Genomic DNA, 16,833 nt, shown 5'->3' with positions numbered 1-16,833 from the left:
GTTGGGGTATGTTGTTGTTCGAAATTGCTTTTTTTATCGAAAGGCTAATGCTTTAACCTTAGTTCGATTAATATTTGAATCATAGTGAGTGTTTACAGCCGTTTACCTCACGCGATCGTTATGCTGATCTGATAGCTATCGGATTTATTTTATTAGCAGTTTCCATTGTTTTAAAGGTCTAATAGCTAATCGTGGTCAGCATCTTTCATACTATTAAGAAATGCTGTATTCTTTAGTAATTATTTTTTGCCCTTAATATTGGGCGGGAAACACATACACTGAATCACATTGCTACAATATATTGGTTATCCCAACAAGGTATCGTGCCATATCATTGATTGAAGAAAAGCTAAAAATACAATAATCAACCCAAACATAAATACATTATAAGCTGCCCTTAATAACCTGTATTTTCTGCCGAGAACCACGCCTTGTACATATTCATCTTTAATAAGGCTTTGGTATAAAAAGTCATCATCGCACAATACATGAGTCATTCCTGCAGCATAATCACCCATCTTCATTTTGTAGAAATTTCCAAAAAAAAGAAGGTTTACTTTTTTCGTTGATAAATCTTTTGCCGTGAATTTGCCATTTGGAAGTGAAGGTCTGGTTGCCAGAATAGCGAGAATCAAGGTAATAAGGCTAGTGGCTAGTAGAATGAGCGATGGAATTATCAAATGAAGTGTATCCTTTAAACGTCCAATCCCAAGACTAATAATCGCTGATAAAATAATAGAGTTAACTGTAATCAGAATTTGTGCTTTATTATCCGCCATATCACTTAGGCGGTGATCATTGCCAGCCGTGATTTTAATGAGCATTTCAATAGACGATTTTACATCAAAATCTGACACTGGCACTATATCTATTGGTTTTTTCTCATTATTCATATCAAGGGGTGGTCAATTTTAAGGAATTGTGTTTTCTTACAAAGATATTAATCATTTTCAAAATGTTAACTGAAAGCGCCTGCCTTTAACAGGCGTATTTTGGTAAGTAATTGAGCCGTTTGAAGAATTTTAATTACGCTTGTGTAGTACATCATTTGAATGGAATCTCTTAACTGCAATTTTATAGTTCGTGTATTGAAAAGAGACGCAGGCAAAAACGGGATGATTAACGATTTTCAAATCTTAAAAATGCTAAATGCATGGGCCGATGTTACAATAACCGGCATGCTAAGCACATCATAAAGATCTTTGCCGTTTGATCATATATTTTCCGGAAACGAGTTTAAACGTGGTGAAACGGGTTTTTTGCAGCAATTCTTCAACATTCATGTCTTTTTCAGTCAGTAACTTCCTGTTCACATATACCTTTGAGCCCGAGGGCAATCTTACAATAGCTGTTGTACCCTTCGGAACAATAACATTCATCCGAAAGCCATCTGCATTATTTTGAAATGAGGTACTGATCAGGCCTTTAATCGTTGGTACGGTAAGGTTCGCTGACGTAAAAGTGGCGGGTTGGGGCGCTATCAAAAAAGTTTTATAACCGGCATCAAGTGGTTTAACGCCAAACAAATATTCCGCAATAACGATTTGAGCCCCTCCGCTCCAGGCATGGTTGGTTGTGCCACCTCCAAATCCATTTTCGCCAATGCCCCAACCTTCAAACAAGGTGCTATAGTTAGGGTTGTTAACCATTTCTGCAAAGCGCTTTTTGGTTCTGTCAATGGCATATTTTCCGTCGCCCATCACAAAAAGCGCCTCCATTACATATTTTTCCATATAAGGGCTAGCATGTAATTCTGTTTTCAACGAGGATAAAATATCAGCATATTTTGACGAATCGGCTATACCCGCGATAACCGCTAAGGCTTGCACCCGGTCATCTGTTTTTTCATTGTACAAAGGATGGCGGTAGGCGTGCCCATCCCAGCATTTATTGTATCCGGCCTTCACAAGGGCCATAACCTGCCGGTAATCTGCGGCATCTTGATCATACCCAAGCGCATCGGCCATTTTGGAGGCGCCATCCAAAGCAAGGTAATGCCATCCGGCCATAATAAGCCTCAGGTCTTTGTTATCGCCCCAGTCTCCCCAAAGCCAGCCGCCTTTACGTAACACGGTAAGGCCGGTTTCGTCCGTTTTCCATAAATTCAGGTACTTTTTTACAGCCGGGTAAACGTCTGTTATAAGCTTGCGGTCGCCAGTATTCATATAGTAATTCCAAAAGCCGTATTCGCCAATACTGGTCAGCATCTGGTCGGGCAGTTCCTGATTAAAATTACCGGGAATTGGCGCAAATAACTCACCTCCTGGGCGCTGCCATGCCGCCAGTTCACGTATAGCTTTACGCATCAACGCATGTGTGGAGGTTGAATAGGTATAAAAACTTTCGCCCATCAACAAAACAGCATCTCCCCACCATTGGGCACGTTCCCTGTCGGGGCAATCAAAATAATTATCGCGCATGTTAAGGTATAAAGTTCGCTTAGCCTTTTTCCAAAACAGGTTGTAAAACTCATCGTTGCAAGCAAAAGTACCCTCAGGCGCTGCATTATAGCCGGTTTCGCGATATTTAACTGATGTTACCTTAACGCCTTTCGGAACAATGAGCAGGATCTTTTCGCCGTTTAACCATCCATACGATTCATATTCCTGAAAACCTTTGGCAGTAATATACTCCGCCCTTATATTGTTTGTTCCCCCGGCTACACTATGGTCGGTATTAATGTTAATTAAATGCCCTCCTTTATCATCCTGTACCGAGATTATCGGTGTCATTTGCATATTGTAGGGCAAAGCGCCTACAATTGTATCTGCGCTGGGCCCCTTATGTCGTTCAAATTTTATTTCCTTTATACCAAAGTCTTTCCATTGGGGTATAGGGCGTTCAACCAGTTTATTCCAGGGTGCATCGCCAGGGAGGCCAATTTTTTCTGCAGCGCTAAAGCCCTGCAATGAATTTAACGATGCCGTTTGCCAGCCTGCAATATCTTTGCGGGCATCAAAACGGATATTTGATTCCGCAAGGCGGAAATTGGGTAAAGGGGCATCTGTGTTGCCGTAAGCAGGATGAATGCTGCACAGCCATTTATCGTCACTGTTCAATTCTGCCTGCTTTGCCTTCATACTAAAATAAAAACCGGCTCGCCCGCTGCCTACGTGCGAAAAGCCATCTTTACCGAAGTACCAAAGGAGTACAGCAATTTGGTTTTTGCCTTTTTTTAGGTAGGGTCCGAGGTTTACTTTATCGCAGTAGGTATCTTTAGGATTAGGCCCGCGCTTTAGTCCGCCTTCAAATACCACAAGTTTGCCGTTTATCCAAAGCCAGTATTTGGTATCGGCAGCAATGGTAGTTAAGGCCTGTAGGGTTTTGTTTTTTATCATGATATCACGGCGAAACGCTATCCAGGTATTAGGTTTGTTTACCCTCTGCTGTGCTGTAGAAATCCAATAACCTGGCATTTTTTTCTCCTGCGAGAATGCCGGTTGGCGTACCATGAACAATAGGAAAGCAATAAATAAATAATGGCTATAAATCCTGTTTATCAGCTTTTTTGATTGCGATTTTAGCTTATTTTTCTTCATATCATGATTGGGTAATTCTACAGACAAACACCCGCCGTTCATTTGATTAGCGGTATGGCATAAAGAATTAATTTTATATACTATTTAAAAAACAATAAATATAAGGAGTATAATGGGAATGCCTGTTAATATTTAATAGTCTGCATGCTGTATCAACTTTAGATTAAGGCTCATTTCTGTATTCTGGGTTGGAGACAACAACCTGAAAATTTAGACATTGTAGGATGCAGCGGAACAACTCCGGCTGGATAATAATAGGCTGATTTTAGCTTTATTTTTAAAGCCCTGGCATAGAATCTCTATACCCGAATTGAAATCGCTTCTACCTAACAATTTCGGGGAATATCAGAACTGTGGTCTGTCGCTAGGGCATAAATGAAATAAGGATTGCCAAAAAAAATGGGGGCGTTAGTCTTCCACTAATATCCTCAGTGTGTAATGTCGGAGCAGGCCGGGTAAAGGGGCAATAAACGGCTTTGGGGATTTTAGCATAGCGGAATCCTTTTTAAATAAAAAATCCTCCAACGAAAGTTGAAGGATTTCTGTGATACCCGCTGGGATGTGAATTTCGTTCAATTTTCAGCGTTTAAAGGCTATCTTGAAGGTTTTTAAAAAGTGCCTCACCGAATCACTCAAAATTTCGTTTATATTTTCTAATTGCAACTGCTACAATTTAAAGGAAAAAAATCATATTCTTTCCTAATTCAGATATAAATATTCAGGTCTTAGGTCAGTCGATTGTAGATCAGCATAAAAACAAATGGAAGTATATGAATTGTAATTCACACTCTAACAACCTTTTTAAATTTTTTGTTAGCCACAACTATTCAAATCCTATTTCTTAAGTTTGTCGAACTAACATGAGCTCAAAAACCAACGTTTTTTTAGACGAGAGACCTTCGTCTTATGCTGATAAGCTAGGCTTACAATACACTAGTGAAGTGACCTCTGCTCACAAAAAGGATTTCGGACAATTTTTTACCCCAAATGAGATTGCGGATTTTATGTCACAGTTCTGCACTGTAAATAAAAACAGAATTAGAATTTTAGATCCTGGTTGTGGAGTAGGCATACTTTCTTCGTCGCTGATAGAATATTTGGTCTCCATAAACCCTGAAATTGAAGAAATTGAATTGACAGCTTTTGAAAAGGACTTAGAAATTATTTCGTATGCAAAAAAGAGTTTAGAATATTTGAGGGAATGGTTGTATCGGAAGCAGATTTCATTCAATTATTTTTTGTGCGTTAACGACTTCATATTGCACAATTCGGCCGTTTTAGATGGACGTGTTACAACAGATGAGAAATTTGATGTCGTTATTTCAAATCCACCTTATTTTAAAATAAAAAAGAATGATCCGATTAATATCGCCGCTAAGTCCATTATTCATGGTCAGCAGAACATTTATAGTATTTTTATTATTATTTCTGCTAAACTATTAAGAGAAGGTGGACAACTGATTTTTATATCTCCAAGAAGTTTTACATCTGGAAGTTATTTCCGTTTGTTTAGAAATACTTTTTTTTCATTGGTAGATTTAAACATGATTCATCTTTTCGGCTCTCGAACTAGTGCTTTTCAGAGAGACAAAGTGCTACAGGAAAATGTAATTGTAGTCTCTACCAGGAAACAGTCCGTTGCTCAAAACCAACTTTTACTACCGTTCAGTAAAAATATTAAATTAAATATATCCATTTCCAATGGTATTGAAGATATCGATTTGGAGAAATCTAAAGCATATGAATTTACAAGTCTGGTAAACTTAGAATCGTTCCAAAAGATTTTGCATTTACCCATTTCAATAAATGATGAAAAAGCAATAAAGCTTTTCAAAAGCTGGTCTAACAGTCTTGATAAATCTAATATCTCAATATCGACAGGTCCTGTTGTAGCTTTTAGAACTACAACATTTCTTAAAGAAACCCGATTAAAAAAAAATGTTCCACTTATCTGGCTGAATAATGTATCTAAAATGACATTTACTTGGCCGATAATGACCTTTAAAAAAGGTAAGGAAAAGAGTCAATTTATCGAAGTTTCCGACGAGACAAAATCTGTTCTACTTCCGAACAAGAATTACATTTTACTACGAAGATTTAGCTCGAAAGATGATAGCAGTAAATTAATTGCCTGTCCATATTTCGAAGATTATCTCAAAGAATATCCTTATCTTGGGGTTGAGAACCACTTAAATTATATATATAGAAAAGATGGCGTGCTAACTAGAGAAGAAGTTTTAGGTTTGTGCGCATTATTAAATAGTAAATTATTTGATGTATATTTCAGGACATTTAATGGAAATATTAATGTCAGCGCCACAGAATTGAGAGAAATGCCGCTTCCTAATTTAACTACTATAAAGGCCATTGGAAGTAAAATCTCCGATAACAAACTCCATGTTCAAAATTTTATTGATCAGATTGTTGCAGATACCTTTAAGATTAAGCTAAATGATTTAAGTAATGACTGATTTAATTAAAAACAAAATTTCAGAAGCTCAGGAAATTCTCAAAGATCTAGGGCTTCCACCTGCTCAACAAAATAAGATAAGTGCATTGACTTTTCTTGCATTAGCGAATATTAAGCCTGATTCGCATTGGAAAGATGCGAAAATAACAAGTATGACTTTGACCAAGGACATCATGGATTTTGTCAATCGTTACTACAAAGCTGAATATGCGTCTAACTCAAGGGAGTCATTTCGCAAAATTGCAATTAAACCGTTCGTTCATTTCAAATTGATTGATTTGAACCCTGACAATCCAACACTTAGTCAAAATAGTGCATTAACTCATTACGCTCTAACTAAAAACACGTTTAGTACAATCTTAAAATTCGGAGAAAATAGTTGGACGGAAGCAGTTACTATATTTAAAATGAACCAATATCCTGAAAATGAGGTTAATGGTAAGCTACTGCGAAAGGTTAAAATAAAAAACTATAAGTCTATACCTTCAGATGAAATAGAGCTTGGGCGATTCAATGTTTTTATTGGAGAAAATGGGTGCGGAAAATCAAATATTTTAGAAGCTTTAGCAATCGTGAGTGCCTCGAAAAGCAATGACCTAAGCTTTGATGGCCTTTACAGTAGAGGTGTTCGGATTGCACGCCCTGACTTGATGTTGAGTTCTTTTCTTGGAAAAGAACAAAGCTCTTCAATAGAAATATCTGTAAGTTTTGATAATAATGGGAATAAAGAAGAGTACGAATCCATAATTGAGCCTGAAAATCCTCGCGAGATATATACGAAATGGGTAGACAAAAACCTTCGTAACAGTTTATTAATTAGTGAATTTGTTCATACGGAACTTGAAAAAATACTAGCTGCATCTCCAGAGCTATCCTTAAAAGATGCAATTAGTAAATTTCAGTTAAACGCAGGAGAATTAGAAGTAGAAAATGCAGAAGATCTTAAAACCATTCTATCGGAATATTTAATTTATGACCTTAATACAAAATCTCTTAGAGGAATCACTCCTGTGGATAGTAGAAAAACACCTTTGGGTCTTAATGGAGAAGGCTTAGATTTGCTAATTGGAAATTTCAACGCTTACGAGCGCGAGGTGCTAAATAAATGCGAGAAACTGTTTAAATGGCTTGAAAGTATTGTTACTGACAAAGAAGATAAGAACAAATTACAAGGACTAAAACCAGGCAGGAGTTCTTCTACCCTTTATTTCACTGATAGATATATGCAGAAAAAAAACAATACACTATCTGCTGAAAACTCGAATGAAGGTGTGCTTCATGTTTTATTTTACTTAGCGCTTTTTATAAGCAATAAGACTCCACAATTATTTGCAATAGATAATATTGAAACTGCACTAAATCCCAAATTATGCCAAAAATTGATTACTGAATTAGCAAGCTTGGCAAAAACAAGAGGTAAACAAGTGTTAATAACGACTCATAATCCAGCAGTGTTAGATGGGCTAAACTTACTGGATGATGAACAACGTCTTTTCGAGGTTTATAGAAATTCAGAAGGTAATACGAAAACTCGTAGGATAAAATTTAAGACCGACTTAGATGACAAAAAATTTAAACTTTCTGAAATGTGGATGAAAGGATCACTAGGTGCAATTCCTGAATTTTAATATGAGGATAGGTGTAATTTCTGAAGGTCACGCTGATCGTGCGGTAATACTAAATATCATAAAAGGCGTTACTGGTCTTGATGATTCTGATATTAAGGCTATTTTGCCGATAAGAGCATTAGATGAAACTGACAAGGCAAGACTAAAGGCTAAGGAGGAGTTTGGCGGTTGGTCTTCTGTAAAGAATGAATGCGAAAAAAGGACACTAATTGATGAATTTCTTTCAATTGAAGGACAAGATTTTGTGGTGATACATCTTGATACTGCGGAATGTCATGAGTACGGAGTTCAGCGGCCAAATAAAAAAGAAAATGGATACTCCAAAAAAGTAATAGAACTGGTCATCGATCAAGTAAATTCTTGGTTAGGTGCTATCAGCAAAAATTCATTTCTTTACGCAATTGCAGTTGAGGAAACTGATGCTTGGATATTGCCAATCTTTGAATCTAAGGACTCATCAACAATCTATAAAGCAAAAGAAAAACTTGCAACTGTGCTAGCAAAAAAAGATCTCAATTCCAAATCTGATTACAATAATTTTTTAATATTGAGTAAACCGTTTCTTAATAGCAGAGCCGTTAAAAGAGGTAAGTTCCTAGATTATAACTATAGCCTTAAAGCATTCGTAGACGAGGTACAAACTAAAATTTCTCCCAAATTACAAAATTGATTGCTGATTATTTTATTGTGGATATTCAATAAAAAAATGAAAGTAACATAGCATGACAGAGAAAATCGTCATCAGAAAACAGTTGTCTAAAAATCAGAATTAAATCTAGCTTTTTGCCTCTGACAACATAAAAATTGGATTTGCTGCTGAGCATATATTGAGTATAAAAGCATAAATTAATATTTCGATTTTTATTTTTGCTTTTGAAAGAGATTCATTATCATTTGGATTATTTACGGTATTTCCATGAATAATATTATGTCTTTCTTTCAAAAAATTATTCAAAAAATCCTCCCATAATGTTACTTTCTTGGATTGATTACTTTTATCAATAGGATTATAAAAACTTCTATCAACGGTGAATGGGTATGTAGCCGTTCTAATCTTTAGGTAAGATAACAATCTTGTCTTCTGTCTTTCAATTGCTGATTTTTGATCCTCAAACACAACGTCAAGATCTGATCCGTCAATTGACCAAAAAAAATTTTTTATTCCGAACTTTTCCAGTATTGTTTCAATTATTTCTGGAGCGGGATTTTTGTTGTCCACGAATAAAAATGGTTCTACTCTCAACTTTGAAGGATATTCCTTAAACGCTTCGAAAAGCTTTAATTTAATAGCATTAATTGATTTTTCAGACTCTTTGTTATTTATGAAGTATTCACTGTGAGAATTAAATATTACTTTTTTAACTTCAAAAAAATTGGTGTGCATATTTATATCGTCAATTATGTCGCGGCATATCTCTTTATAAAGACCCTCAAAATGACTTACTAAAAGTACATGAGCTGACCTACACAACGCTTGATATGTGTCCAAGTTATGTCTGGAAGTAGCAGCTAAATCAAGTAAAAGTTGAACTTCATTAAATCGCTTTTCTATTTGTTCAAATCTTGAATTGATGAAGGTTTGGTTCATCTAAGAGTTGATTTAGTCTGTTCAATTCTAAATTTTAATTTGTTTGTATCCAAATAACTTCCAGAGATGGATTCATAGAACTCGTTATTTGCAAATAAGGCTTGATAATTTTCACGCTTGTCCCCAAATTTAGTAATGTTTTCCTGAAAAATTAAATCGTGACAGCTTGTCGCTAATGCATCAAAAACAGCAACATTAAAGCGCGACTGAAGCTTTAGATCAGAATTCTCATATTTATACTTTGCAAACGCACTATTCCCAAAATCGCGTAGGATTACTCGCATTGTTTCTTCAAATTCTTCTCGATATCTTGAAATTTCGCTATCACTACTTTGATTGCGGTTATCCATCGTTTCCGATAAGAAGTCTATGAACCCTTTGTCTTTGGTTTTTTTATAATTCTGATAGTTCTCGTTAATGAGTGAAAAAAACCTCAATACAAGTTCAACGTCTTCCATTTTCCTAACTCTATTGTTAGCATCTGGTTGGTCTGGATTTATTTGCAATAGTGTGCGGAAATTGCTGTCAGAACTTAAATTTTTACACAGAACGTTAAACTTACCACTATATACTGCATTTCTTAGTTCCTGAGGCTCTAATTTTACAGAGCCAGAATTTAGCCTTTCAAAAATGTCAATTTTAACCTGGGCATCAAGCGTCGAATCAATCCTAAGGCATTTAACAGTTCTTTCTTCCAAACGACGGGTTAAAAATGGTGGTAAATCTCGATGCAAACATCCATTTAACTCATCTAATGTTTCTAGGCCAACAAGAGAGTATTTGTCTTTAAGAAAATTGTACATTGCTGTTAGCCGCTGCTGTCCGTCAATAACTGAATACCGATATTCTTCTGTTTCTGAATCAACATCTACATCTTGAGATATATATATTGTTGGAATCGGAATGTTAAGAATTAAACTTTCAATGAGTCTCGATGAAGTTTTGTCATCCCATCTATGCCTACGTTGATAATCTGGATCAAGCTTGATTATTCCTTTATCTATTTTTTTTACAAGAGTTTCTAAATCGTATTCAATGCTTTGTGTCTTAACGGTTCTTTCCTTTGCTTTATCTTGAAGATTAGATAGATTATATTTCAAATTTGCCATTTATAAACAATTAGTTCTTCGAAGATACTAAATTCTTAAGAGGTGAACAGCTAATTGATACTGAAGTTATGACATTAGATGAGAAAAAGCAACCATTAATCATAAGTTATGCAAATTTCGAAAATAGTTATAGACTGGTTAAATGGAACTTAGATTTGTGATTAAATTGGTACTTGGCATTTTTTTTTGAGTTCAAATTTCTTTGGAAAATAAAGTTTTAATTGTCCTCTTTTAAACGCTCACTGATCAGCCAGGTAGCCTCGAACAGTTTGACCAATTGTTCGTAAACTGTAATTACTTCAGATTTGGAAAGGCTTTCTTCTATGAAAGAGGTGCTCAGTGCATTGTGAAGCCATGTGTGCAGGATTTTTTGTACCCGTCCAGTTTATAGATCCTGAACATTTTCTTTAGTACAGATGAAGGTTTCACGATCTCCCGAATGCTCAGATTTCCAGGATAGTCCCGTAGCTTCTTCCTTTCGGTTTTGATGTACCATTTTGCGATATCACTTTCCTGTTTGTCATCGAAGTCAAGATTGCCAAGCTTGTGGTTTTTTAAGAGCCAGGCGGCCTCTATCAGCTTTATGGTCAGTTCGTAATGATAAACAAGGTAGGCTGGGCTACATTTTTTTGATTCTTCGGATTCAAGCGCTGCATCGTTTCGCCAGCGTTTCAGCATCTTCAAATGATTGGGCAACCAGGAGTGACTGAAAAAATCGTGTACCACTTTTATCGGCTCTGTTATTTCATCATTGTTAAGATAAACAATACTGTTGTCTGATATTTTTTTTATTTGCTTCTTCATAGTTTCAAATATTGGTTTGTAATATTTTTTCGATCTGTAGATGATCAGCATTTTTTAAGACTGCATAATAATCTGATGCCGATTTAGCAAGCAGTTCTATTTTTTCGTTGCACATCTCCTTTGCCAGCAAAAGAAAAGACGCGACCCGTTGATAAAGACGCTCCGCATCCTGCCGGGAAACCGTAAAATCATCTTTATAACGTGAACCAGAATAGCTCTTTGCCATTATATCAAATAAACGTTCATCTTCGGGTGAGGAAAGGAAAAGTTGAAAAGGCTTTTTAGAAAAGCATTGACACAAACGGAGCAGACGGTAAAGGTTATGGAACTCTGAACGGTAGGCGATATGAACCCTCACCAGGCAGATACAAGTCTGTTCTACGGCCTGATGGAGCATAAAGGCACAAATCCCGAACTGCTCCTTTTCCAGACATTCGGATGCGCACATCAAAAATCCGTCGGCCAGCGGTATACGGTGTTCATAATGTTTGAGTGCCTTGATTGCGCCCTTTGAGGGGATAAACGCAGCTATTGGATCACCATCTAACAGTCCATCCTTACTATAGAGTAGTTTTCCGTATGTAAGCACGCTGATAAAAAAGCGGCTGTTTTGCTGTACTGCGTCGATAACAGATTGCCTGCCATGGGAGATCACGGTAATCGTTCCATGCTGATAATAGCTGTTGGCGAAATCCTGCATTTCATAATCTATTCGGGTTGCGGTTTCGGTAACTACCAATAGGCAATAGTCGCATTTAAAATAGCCGTGATTGTTATTAAAGCAGCCCTGGGAATGATGCGTGGAGCTGTTCTGCGAAAAGCTGAAGATCTGGAGTGGTTCGAACTTCTGCGCGAGCCGATGGATAAACTCCCTGAAATGCACAGCGTGTTCGGCTTCTGGTGATAATTTTGGTTCCATATTGATCTCATTTAAATTTCTTTTAAATGAGTCTTGGAAGTGGGCGGCATAAAATAAGGCGTGAAACCCACTTCCCGTCTTAGTGGCCCTGAGAAGCCTTGGATACGGAAAAGCAGGCTCACGCCTATGACATGAGCACTACACTTACCTCTCGTATCCGTTTGAAATTTCTCAGGTTTCTAAGACGAGACTCGAAGTGCGAATGCTTCAATATTTTGTGAAGTAGTCGCTAAAAATAATTCTTTATTCTTTCATACCCAAACGTAGTGAAAAGTCCGGACAAAAACAAACTATTAGTATTTTTAAAATTACCAATAGTTCTTTTTTATAAATGAATAGTAATCTATTGACGACTTTAGTTATAAACGCATTAATATGGCTAATTGGAAGAACAACAATAATAGTCCCGAAAAAGACCTTTCGTCAATAGGCGCAATGTTTGAAACCAACAAGATTAAAAAGATGTATGATATTTCGGAATTATACCCGACTAAGATCATCAAACTTTTAGGTATCAATTCAGAAAGGTATTCTGTAAAACTGGCTGATCCCGAAAAGTTCACCGTATCTGAAATACTACGTTTAGCATACATACTAAATATTGACCCAAATCTGATCATCAATGTGATACAGGCAGAAACAGAGAAGAAGATTATAAGTAAGATCAGCGTAAATAGAGCTAAGCAGACTAGGTAAAACAAATCAATAAATAGATTAATGAAGAAAATAATATTTGTTGCATTGGTAGTATTTTATGTACCCGTTACATTCGGACAGGTTTTGCCGAAGAAAGGTTCTAACTTAACTAATCCAAGCTTAAGTAAATTTAGAGGTAACTGGATTTCTGTCAATGGTATAGATACTATTAGAATGAAACTGAAAATTGAAAATATTTCGATTCAATATGGGCTTGACATCCATGCCGATGCTCTTCTGGGTTACATTTCATATAAACATGGTAACCAGCTCATCTTAGACAACCTTAAAAACTCTACATCCGGTTATAAAGATAATAAGCATTCAATACTGGCAGGTTTAGACCAAAAAAGTGATACTATAAGTGGCAATTTGGTGGATGAACCAAAGAGTAAATTTTATGACCTTAAAATTATTAAGAAAGACAGTAAAACTATTGAACTTGTCCTAGGTCGTGACAATGCATTAAAAATTGGAACAAAACGAAAAGACGGAAGAACATTTCCAGCAAAAATGATTTTCAGGAGGGAAAAAGAATAGCTGTTTAAAGTAAACACATTTTTGATTCTATTCTTCCGTAATTTTGTCATTTTCAAAATGGGCATGGAGATATGCCCATTTTTTTTGCAGGCACCGATCTAATCTGGCTACTATTACTAAATTGTAATTTTAAATCACCCTTCTGTCAGTAGTGTTAAGCGTAGCGTCTCTACGGATATAAGAATAAAATTGAGTTTTATAAACTTAAGTAAAAGTTAGCCACAGATGCTGTTCTATTAACTAATTCGTATAACCATTCGGAACTCTATGGACAGGCATGGAACGTCACTTTGTCAAAAAATTACTTTGCCCTTTGAGTAACCATAAGTAGATTCTATTTTCAAAACAACTTTTTCGCCTGTAGCATATTCATAAAGGTATTTTGTTTCTATATAGATGTTTTTACCATCAACTTTATAAAGGTCTTTGCCTTTTTTTGTTAGCGAAACCACATATTTTCCAACATCTAATTTGATAGGAGTTAACAATACACTCACTTCTTTCACGCCGTCTTCGGTGAGGGTTATTGACTAAATGCACTATTTTTATTTGTATTGTCGGCCCCTATATAATCTATAAGCCATTTATTATCAGTTTTTGTTAATTGAAAAATCATATCAACATTTTTCTTAAAATTTATCCCAACCAATGCCTTATTATATATGACTAAAATTTTAGTGATTTTTAATGTCCCTATATTTTCTAAAATTTCTTCTGGTTCGAACGTGTTGAGTACGATATCCTGGTCTAAACCTTCAATTTTGATCAATTCCCCATCTTCAGGCTTATCACCGAGAAATTTTTCATAATAGTTGAAATACTCTTTTAATTGCTCAATATATAATTCCGAAATTAAGCCACTATGCCTAAAATTATTATAATAAAGTTCTAAACTATCACGATCAAAATATCTTTTTCTATCTCCCGTTCCGTCATATCTGGGCACAAAATAGTGTTCTCCTAACTTCTCTTCTTTTCCCTCTTTGTGCCATTTTAGAAATTTAACTATGGTGCCCTTAATAGCTTTGTCATATACCTGGGAGTAAGACTTGGTACATGTGAACAATAAAAGGACAAATAATATTTGAAAATATTTCATTTTACTTATTTTTTTATGCTTTTCACTTTTACTATGAAATAAATACCAGCATGGGCACATCGGCAAAAATGGCCGTCACAGCTTTTAAGTATAAAGTCAGTCCTGCCAGGGTGTGATCGTAGTACTATCCCAAGTTTCATTGCCAGATTTTTTAAAGCGAAATCTAATATATTGTCTACGCGGCATAAGCACCAGTTCGATCTCGGTATTACCATTTTCGATCTGCATAAATTTATAGAATTCAATTGTTGAAATCTCTGTTGATTTTACGGCTTTTTCATCAATTAAATTTACCTCCATTCCGTCAATGTTTACCATTTTCGCCTCTCTCGTTAATTCATTTTTCAAGATGCAAACCTCGGGATAAAGATATCTTTTATATTTCCTAACGGTATAGCCTGTACTTTTAGCTATAATGTCCTGCGGTATCGATTTTTCATTATTGGACGTGCAGGCTATGCATAATGCAATAATGAATAGCCAAAGCCACTTATTTTTTTCTGTAATATAATTTTCCATTTTTCTTGTTGTATTGAAGTACCTCACCAAATGCATCTTTTTCAAATAAATCACCCATCTCTCCCGGAAGTGAAGGGGAAAGTCCAAAATTGTTATCGCTCCAATGAACATATTCGTGGAGGATTGTAGTAGCTAGCAATATAACCAACGCATCTGAATTGGTTCCGTTTGCAGCTTCTAGCAAGTCTATAAATTCCTTATTTAAGAAAATATAATGTTTGTTTACATCATCACTTATACATCTACCATATGGATAACCATAGGTTTTCGTTTTTGGATAATAAGTTTTTAACTGCTCTTTAGGCGTAATATAGATGATAGGGCCACGCTTATCAAATTTCAAGTCATTTAAAACAGAGGTTTGAGTAAAGCCTGTATATTTTACTAATGCTGCCATTATTTTTGGCGTATTGGCAACTCTATTATATAATCCTTTGACAAGTGCTGTGAATTTAGGATACTTCACCATGTCTTGTGGCGATATCACTATTCGGGTTTCAGAGTCATCAATTGCAAGTTCAACATAATTAGCAAGATCTGTATTTGTTGGGAATGCAGTCTCGTTATCAAATTCAGCATTCAGTACTTCTTCAATACTTACGTTTGGATGTCCCATGAAATATAAAACTGTCCACTTTATAAAATCTATATTTTCTCTTGTTGTTCCGCCATTGTTATCTATAAATGATTTAAGTGTACGTGCAATATCCATATGATGATATAGAAAATCTTTACCTTCACTATCTTCTGTTATGCCTATCATATTGATTAGCTCTGCAGCATAATTTGTATATTTTATATTACCACCGCCAGGTATGTTAGGTGTGCTAAAACCTATCTTGTTGCCAAAATTGAAATAAAAATTAGGTACTGTATTATCAGGGTTACTCGTGCCACTGGGTCCTTTGTTTCCTATACTGTAATGGTATCCCACTTCTAGCCCATAGTTGGCAGCGTTTGTATTTGGGCTAAAAAATGTTGCAACAATTTCTCCTTGCGAATTTCTTATTTCTGTTGCTGTTCCTTCAATTTTTGTTCCATCATCCAAAGTTAAAGTGGTTTCAAAAGAAGGGGTTACAGCAAGACCAGCCGCTTGTGCATAGGCTAGCATTGCAGAGAAATTCCTATCTGCTACCTTACAATTGCGACAGTTTGGGTCGGTCCCAAAATTACCATTTCCGCCATCGCCATTACCTCCGCCAGTACCACCTCCACCGCCTCCACCTTGACTAAGATCGGGTGGACATGTTCTGCCGATATACTCTGTATTTGTTACCTCTCCAGCCCCATCTTCAGTTACCAACCACCAATCTAAGCATCCACTCAAATCAGGGCCATTACCACCCATAATTTTGTTTTGATTTGAACCTGAGAAGCCTTCTGTATTCAATGTAGGATTATTTATACTCGATTTATTTCCAGAAGTATTATTATTTTGATCTATTCGGTGAACATTTCCAAAAGCCCTCTCAGATAATAATTTGTCATTGTTAAGCTTGTTTTTATCTGTATTTTCCGTTGAATCTTGTTCAATATTCTTTATTATTTTCACATCATACCCACTACCTTTTTGACGCATCAGTAAAATGGGATTAATTGAATGTTTTAACTCTTTAGGAAGGTCTGTTTCAAGAGGAATAATATAGGTGTCTGCTTGATCTTCTAAAGCAGAAATGTATGCGGTAGCCCATTTTGGTTGCATGGTTAGCGATAAGGTATCTCCTTTGCTAGAAATCAAAACCCTGCTTGATTTATCAAATTGTTTCCCGTACCAAATTCTGGCATTTTCTATTTTGTCTTTTGAATTGGATATTAAAATGTCCTTACGACACGATTGTACCAGAAATAGGCACATAAGAATTAGGCAAGCCGTGGCTTTGCCTCTGTTGAGTGTTAATTTATTCATCGTTAATTTAGATTTT

At 36.0% G+C, this 16,833-nt stretch carries 15 protein-coding genes; 5 read left to right on the top strand and 10 right to left on the bottom strand.

Annotated elements, in window-relative coordinates; genetic code table 11:
- Positions 1–305: 305 nt before the first annotated feature.
- A complete protein-coding gene (locus tag BCL90_RS19710) occupies positions 306–893 on the bottom strand; it encodes a Pycsar system effector family protein (RefSeq protein WP_121286322.1) in 588 nt (195 codons plus the stop codon).
- A gap of 297 nt (positions 894–1,190) precedes the next feature.
- Complete coding sequence (locus BCL90_RS19705) at positions 1,191–3,581, bottom strand: alpha-L-rhamnosidase-related protein (RefSeq protein ID WP_208647487.1); 2,391 nt, start codon at positions 3,579–3,581, stop codon at positions 1,191–1,193.
- Positions 3,582–4,399: 818 nt separating this feature from the next.
- On the opposite strand from BCL90_RS19705, the gene BCL90_RS19700 reads away from it, so the two are divergent.
- Genes BCL90_RS19700 through BCL90_RS19690 form a run of 3 tightly spaced genes read left to right on the top strand, consistent with a single transcriptional unit; the run spans position 4,400 to position 8,307 of the window.
- Entirely contained in the window at positions 4,400–6,010 is a 1,611-nt protein-coding gene (locus tag BCL90_RS19700; RefSeq protein WP_121286319.1) for an Eco57I restriction-modification methylase domain-containing protein, read from the top strand.
- Positions 6,003–7,637, top strand: coding sequence for an AAA family ATPase (locus tag BCL90_RS19695; RefSeq protein ID WP_121286316.1), 1,635 nt, complete (start codon positions 6,003–6,005; stop codon positions 7,635–7,637). The genes BCL90_RS19700 and BCL90_RS19695 overlap by 8 nt, the downstream gene beginning before the upstream one ends.
- A 1-nt stretch (position 7,638) precedes the next feature.
- Positions 7,639–8,307, top strand: a complete 669-nt coding sequence (locus tag BCL90_RS19690) for a hypothetical protein (RefSeq protein WP_121286313.1) — start codon at positions 7,639–7,641, stop codon at positions 8,305–8,307.
- A 105-nt stretch (positions 8,308–8,412) separates the two neighbouring features.
- On the opposite strand, the gene BCL90_RS19685 is transcribed toward BCL90_RS19690, so the two are convergent.
- The 4 genes from BCL90_RS19685 to BCL90_RS19670 all read right to left on the bottom strand — a co-directional run bounded on the left by BCL90_RS19685 (position 8,413) and on the right by BCL90_RS19670 (position 12,057).
- The gene (locus BCL90_RS19685) at positions 8,413–9,225 is read right to left on the bottom strand and encodes a HEPN domain-containing protein (RefSeq protein ID WP_121286310.1); all 813 of its coding nucleotides are present in this window, start codon (positions 9,223–9,225) and stop codon (positions 8,413–8,415) included.
- Positions 9,222–10,334 carry a DUF262 domain-containing protein gene (locus BCL90_RS19680; RefSeq protein WP_121286307.1) on the bottom strand — a complete coding sequence of 371 codons (1,113 nt, stop codon included), beginning with the start codon at positions 10,332–10,334 and terminating at the stop codon, positions 9,222–9,224. Before BCL90_RS19680 ends, BCL90_RS19685 begins: the two co-directional genes overlap by 4 nt.
- 336 nt (positions 10,335–10,670) lie before the next feature.
- A complete protein-coding gene (locus BCL90_RS19675) occupies positions 10,671–11,138 on the bottom strand; it encodes a hypothetical protein (protein ID WP_121286304.1) in 468 nt (155 codons plus the stop codon).
- Between the two features lie 4 nt (positions 11,139–11,142).
- Entirely contained in the window at positions 11,143–12,057 is a 915-nt protein-coding gene (locus BCL90_RS19670; protein ID WP_121286301.1) for a HEPN domain-containing protein, read from the bottom strand.
- 375 nt (positions 12,058–12,432) lie between these two features.
- Between BCL90_RS19670 and BCL90_RS19665 the strand changes: the two genes are divergently transcribed.
- Entirely contained in the window at positions 12,433–12,753 is a 321-nt protein-coding gene (locus BCL90_RS19665) for a hypothetical protein (protein ID WP_121286298.1), read from the top strand.
- A 21-nt stretch (positions 12,754–12,774) separates the two neighbouring features.
- The gene (locus BCL90_RS19660) at positions 12,775–13,293 is read left to right on the top strand and encodes a DUF6705 family protein (RefSeq protein ID WP_134380794.1); all 519 of its coding nucleotides are present in this window, start codon (positions 12,775–12,777) and stop codon (positions 13,291–13,293) included.
- A gap of 293 nt (positions 13,294–13,586) precedes the next feature.
- Here BCL90_RS19660 and BCL90_RS19655 read toward each other — a convergent pair whose 3' ends face one another.
- The 4 genes from BCL90_RS19655 to BCL90_RS19640 all read right to left on the bottom strand — a co-directional run bounded on the left by BCL90_RS19655 (position 13,587) and on the right by BCL90_RS19640 (position 16,817).
- Positions 13,587–13,799 (bottom strand): hypothetical protein, encoded by a 213-nt coding sequence (locus BCL90_RS19655; protein ID WP_121286293.1) that lies wholly within the window; start codon positions 13,797–13,799, stop codon positions 13,587–13,589.
- Positions 13,800–13,816: 17 nt separating this feature from the next.
- Positions 13,817–14,392, bottom strand: coding sequence for a hypothetical protein (locus BCL90_RS19650; RefSeq protein ID WP_134380796.1), 576 nt, complete (start codon positions 14,390–14,392; stop codon positions 13,817–13,819).
- 96 nt (positions 14,393–14,488) lie between these two features.
- Positions 14,489–14,911: a hypothetical protein gene (locus BCL90_RS19645; protein ID WP_121286288.1), complete on the bottom strand. Its 423-nt coding sequence runs from the start codon at positions 14,909–14,911 to the stop codon at positions 14,489–14,491.
- On the bottom strand, positions 14,883–16,817 hold the full coding sequence (locus BCL90_RS19640; protein ID WP_121286286.1) for a hypothetical protein: 1,935 nt from the start codon (positions 16,815–16,817) through the stop codon (positions 14,883–14,885). The genes BCL90_RS19645 and BCL90_RS19640 overlap by 29 nt, the downstream gene beginning before the upstream one ends.
- Positions 16,818–16,833: the final 16 nt, after the last annotated feature.

The organism is Pedobacter alluvionis, from assembly GCF_003664035.1.
Taxonomy (GTDB): Bacteria; Bacteroidota; Bacteroidia; order Sphingobacteriales; family Sphingobacteriaceae; genus Pedobacter; species Pedobacter alluvionis.
The sequence above is the reverse complement of the archived record's forward strand: the minus strand, read 5'-3'. Positions and strand labels throughout refer to the sequence as shown.

Bases quoted from the DNA above. Each gene is read 5' to 3' on its own strand.
- BCL90_RS19710 (WP_121286322.1), bottom strand. From the start codon at position 893: ATGAATAATGAGAAAAAACCAATAGATATAGTGCCAGTGTCAGATTTT.
- BCL90_RS19705 (WP_208647487.1), bottom strand. From the start codon at position 3,581: ATGAACGGCGGGTGTTTGTCTGTAGAATTACCCAATCATGATATGAAG.
- BCL90_RS19700 (WP_121286319.1), top strand. From the start codon at position 4,400: ATGAGCTCAAAAACCAACGTTTTTTTAGACGAGAGACCTTCGTCTTAT.
- BCL90_RS19695 (WP_121286316.1), top strand. From the start codon at position 6,003: ATGACTGATTTAATTAAAAACAAAATTTCAGAAGCTCAGGAAATTCTC.
- BCL90_RS19690 (WP_121286313.1), top strand. From the start codon at position 7,639: ATGAGGATAGGTGTAATTTCTGAAGGTCACGCTGATCGTGCGGTAATA.
- BCL90_RS19685 (WP_121286310.1), bottom strand. From the start codon at position 9,225: ATGAACCAAACCTTCATCAATTCAAGATTTGAACAAATAGAAAAGCGA.
- BCL90_RS19680 (WP_121286307.1), bottom strand. From the start codon at position 10,334: ATGGCAAATTTGAAATATAATCTATCTAATCTTCAAGATAAAGCAAAG.
- BCL90_RS19675 (WP_121286304.1), bottom strand. From the start codon at position 11,138: ATGAAGAAGCAAATAAAAAAAATATCAGACAACAGTATTGTTTATCTT.
- BCL90_RS19670 (WP_121286301.1), bottom strand. From the start codon at position 12,057: ATGGAACCAAAATTATCACCAGAAGCCGAACACGCTGTGCATTTCAGG.
- BCL90_RS19665 (WP_121286298.1), top strand. From the start codon at position 12,433: ATGGCTAATTGGAAGAACAACAATAATAGTCCCGAAAAAGACCTTTCG.
- BCL90_RS19660 (WP_134380794.1), top strand. From the start codon at position 12,775: ATGAAGAAAATAATATTTGTTGCATTGGTAGTATTTTATGTACCCGTT.
- BCL90_RS19650 (WP_134380796.1), bottom strand. From the start codon at position 14,392: ATGAAATATTTTCAAATATTATTTGTCCTTTTATTGTTCACATGTACC.
- BCL90_RS19645 (WP_121286288.1), bottom strand. From the start codon at position 14,911: ATGGAAAATTATATTACAGAAAAAAATAAGTGGCTTTGGCTATTCATT.
- BCL90_RS19640 (WP_121286286.1), bottom strand. From the start codon at position 16,817: ATGAATAAATTAACACTCAACAGAGGCAAAGCCACGGCTTGCCTAATT.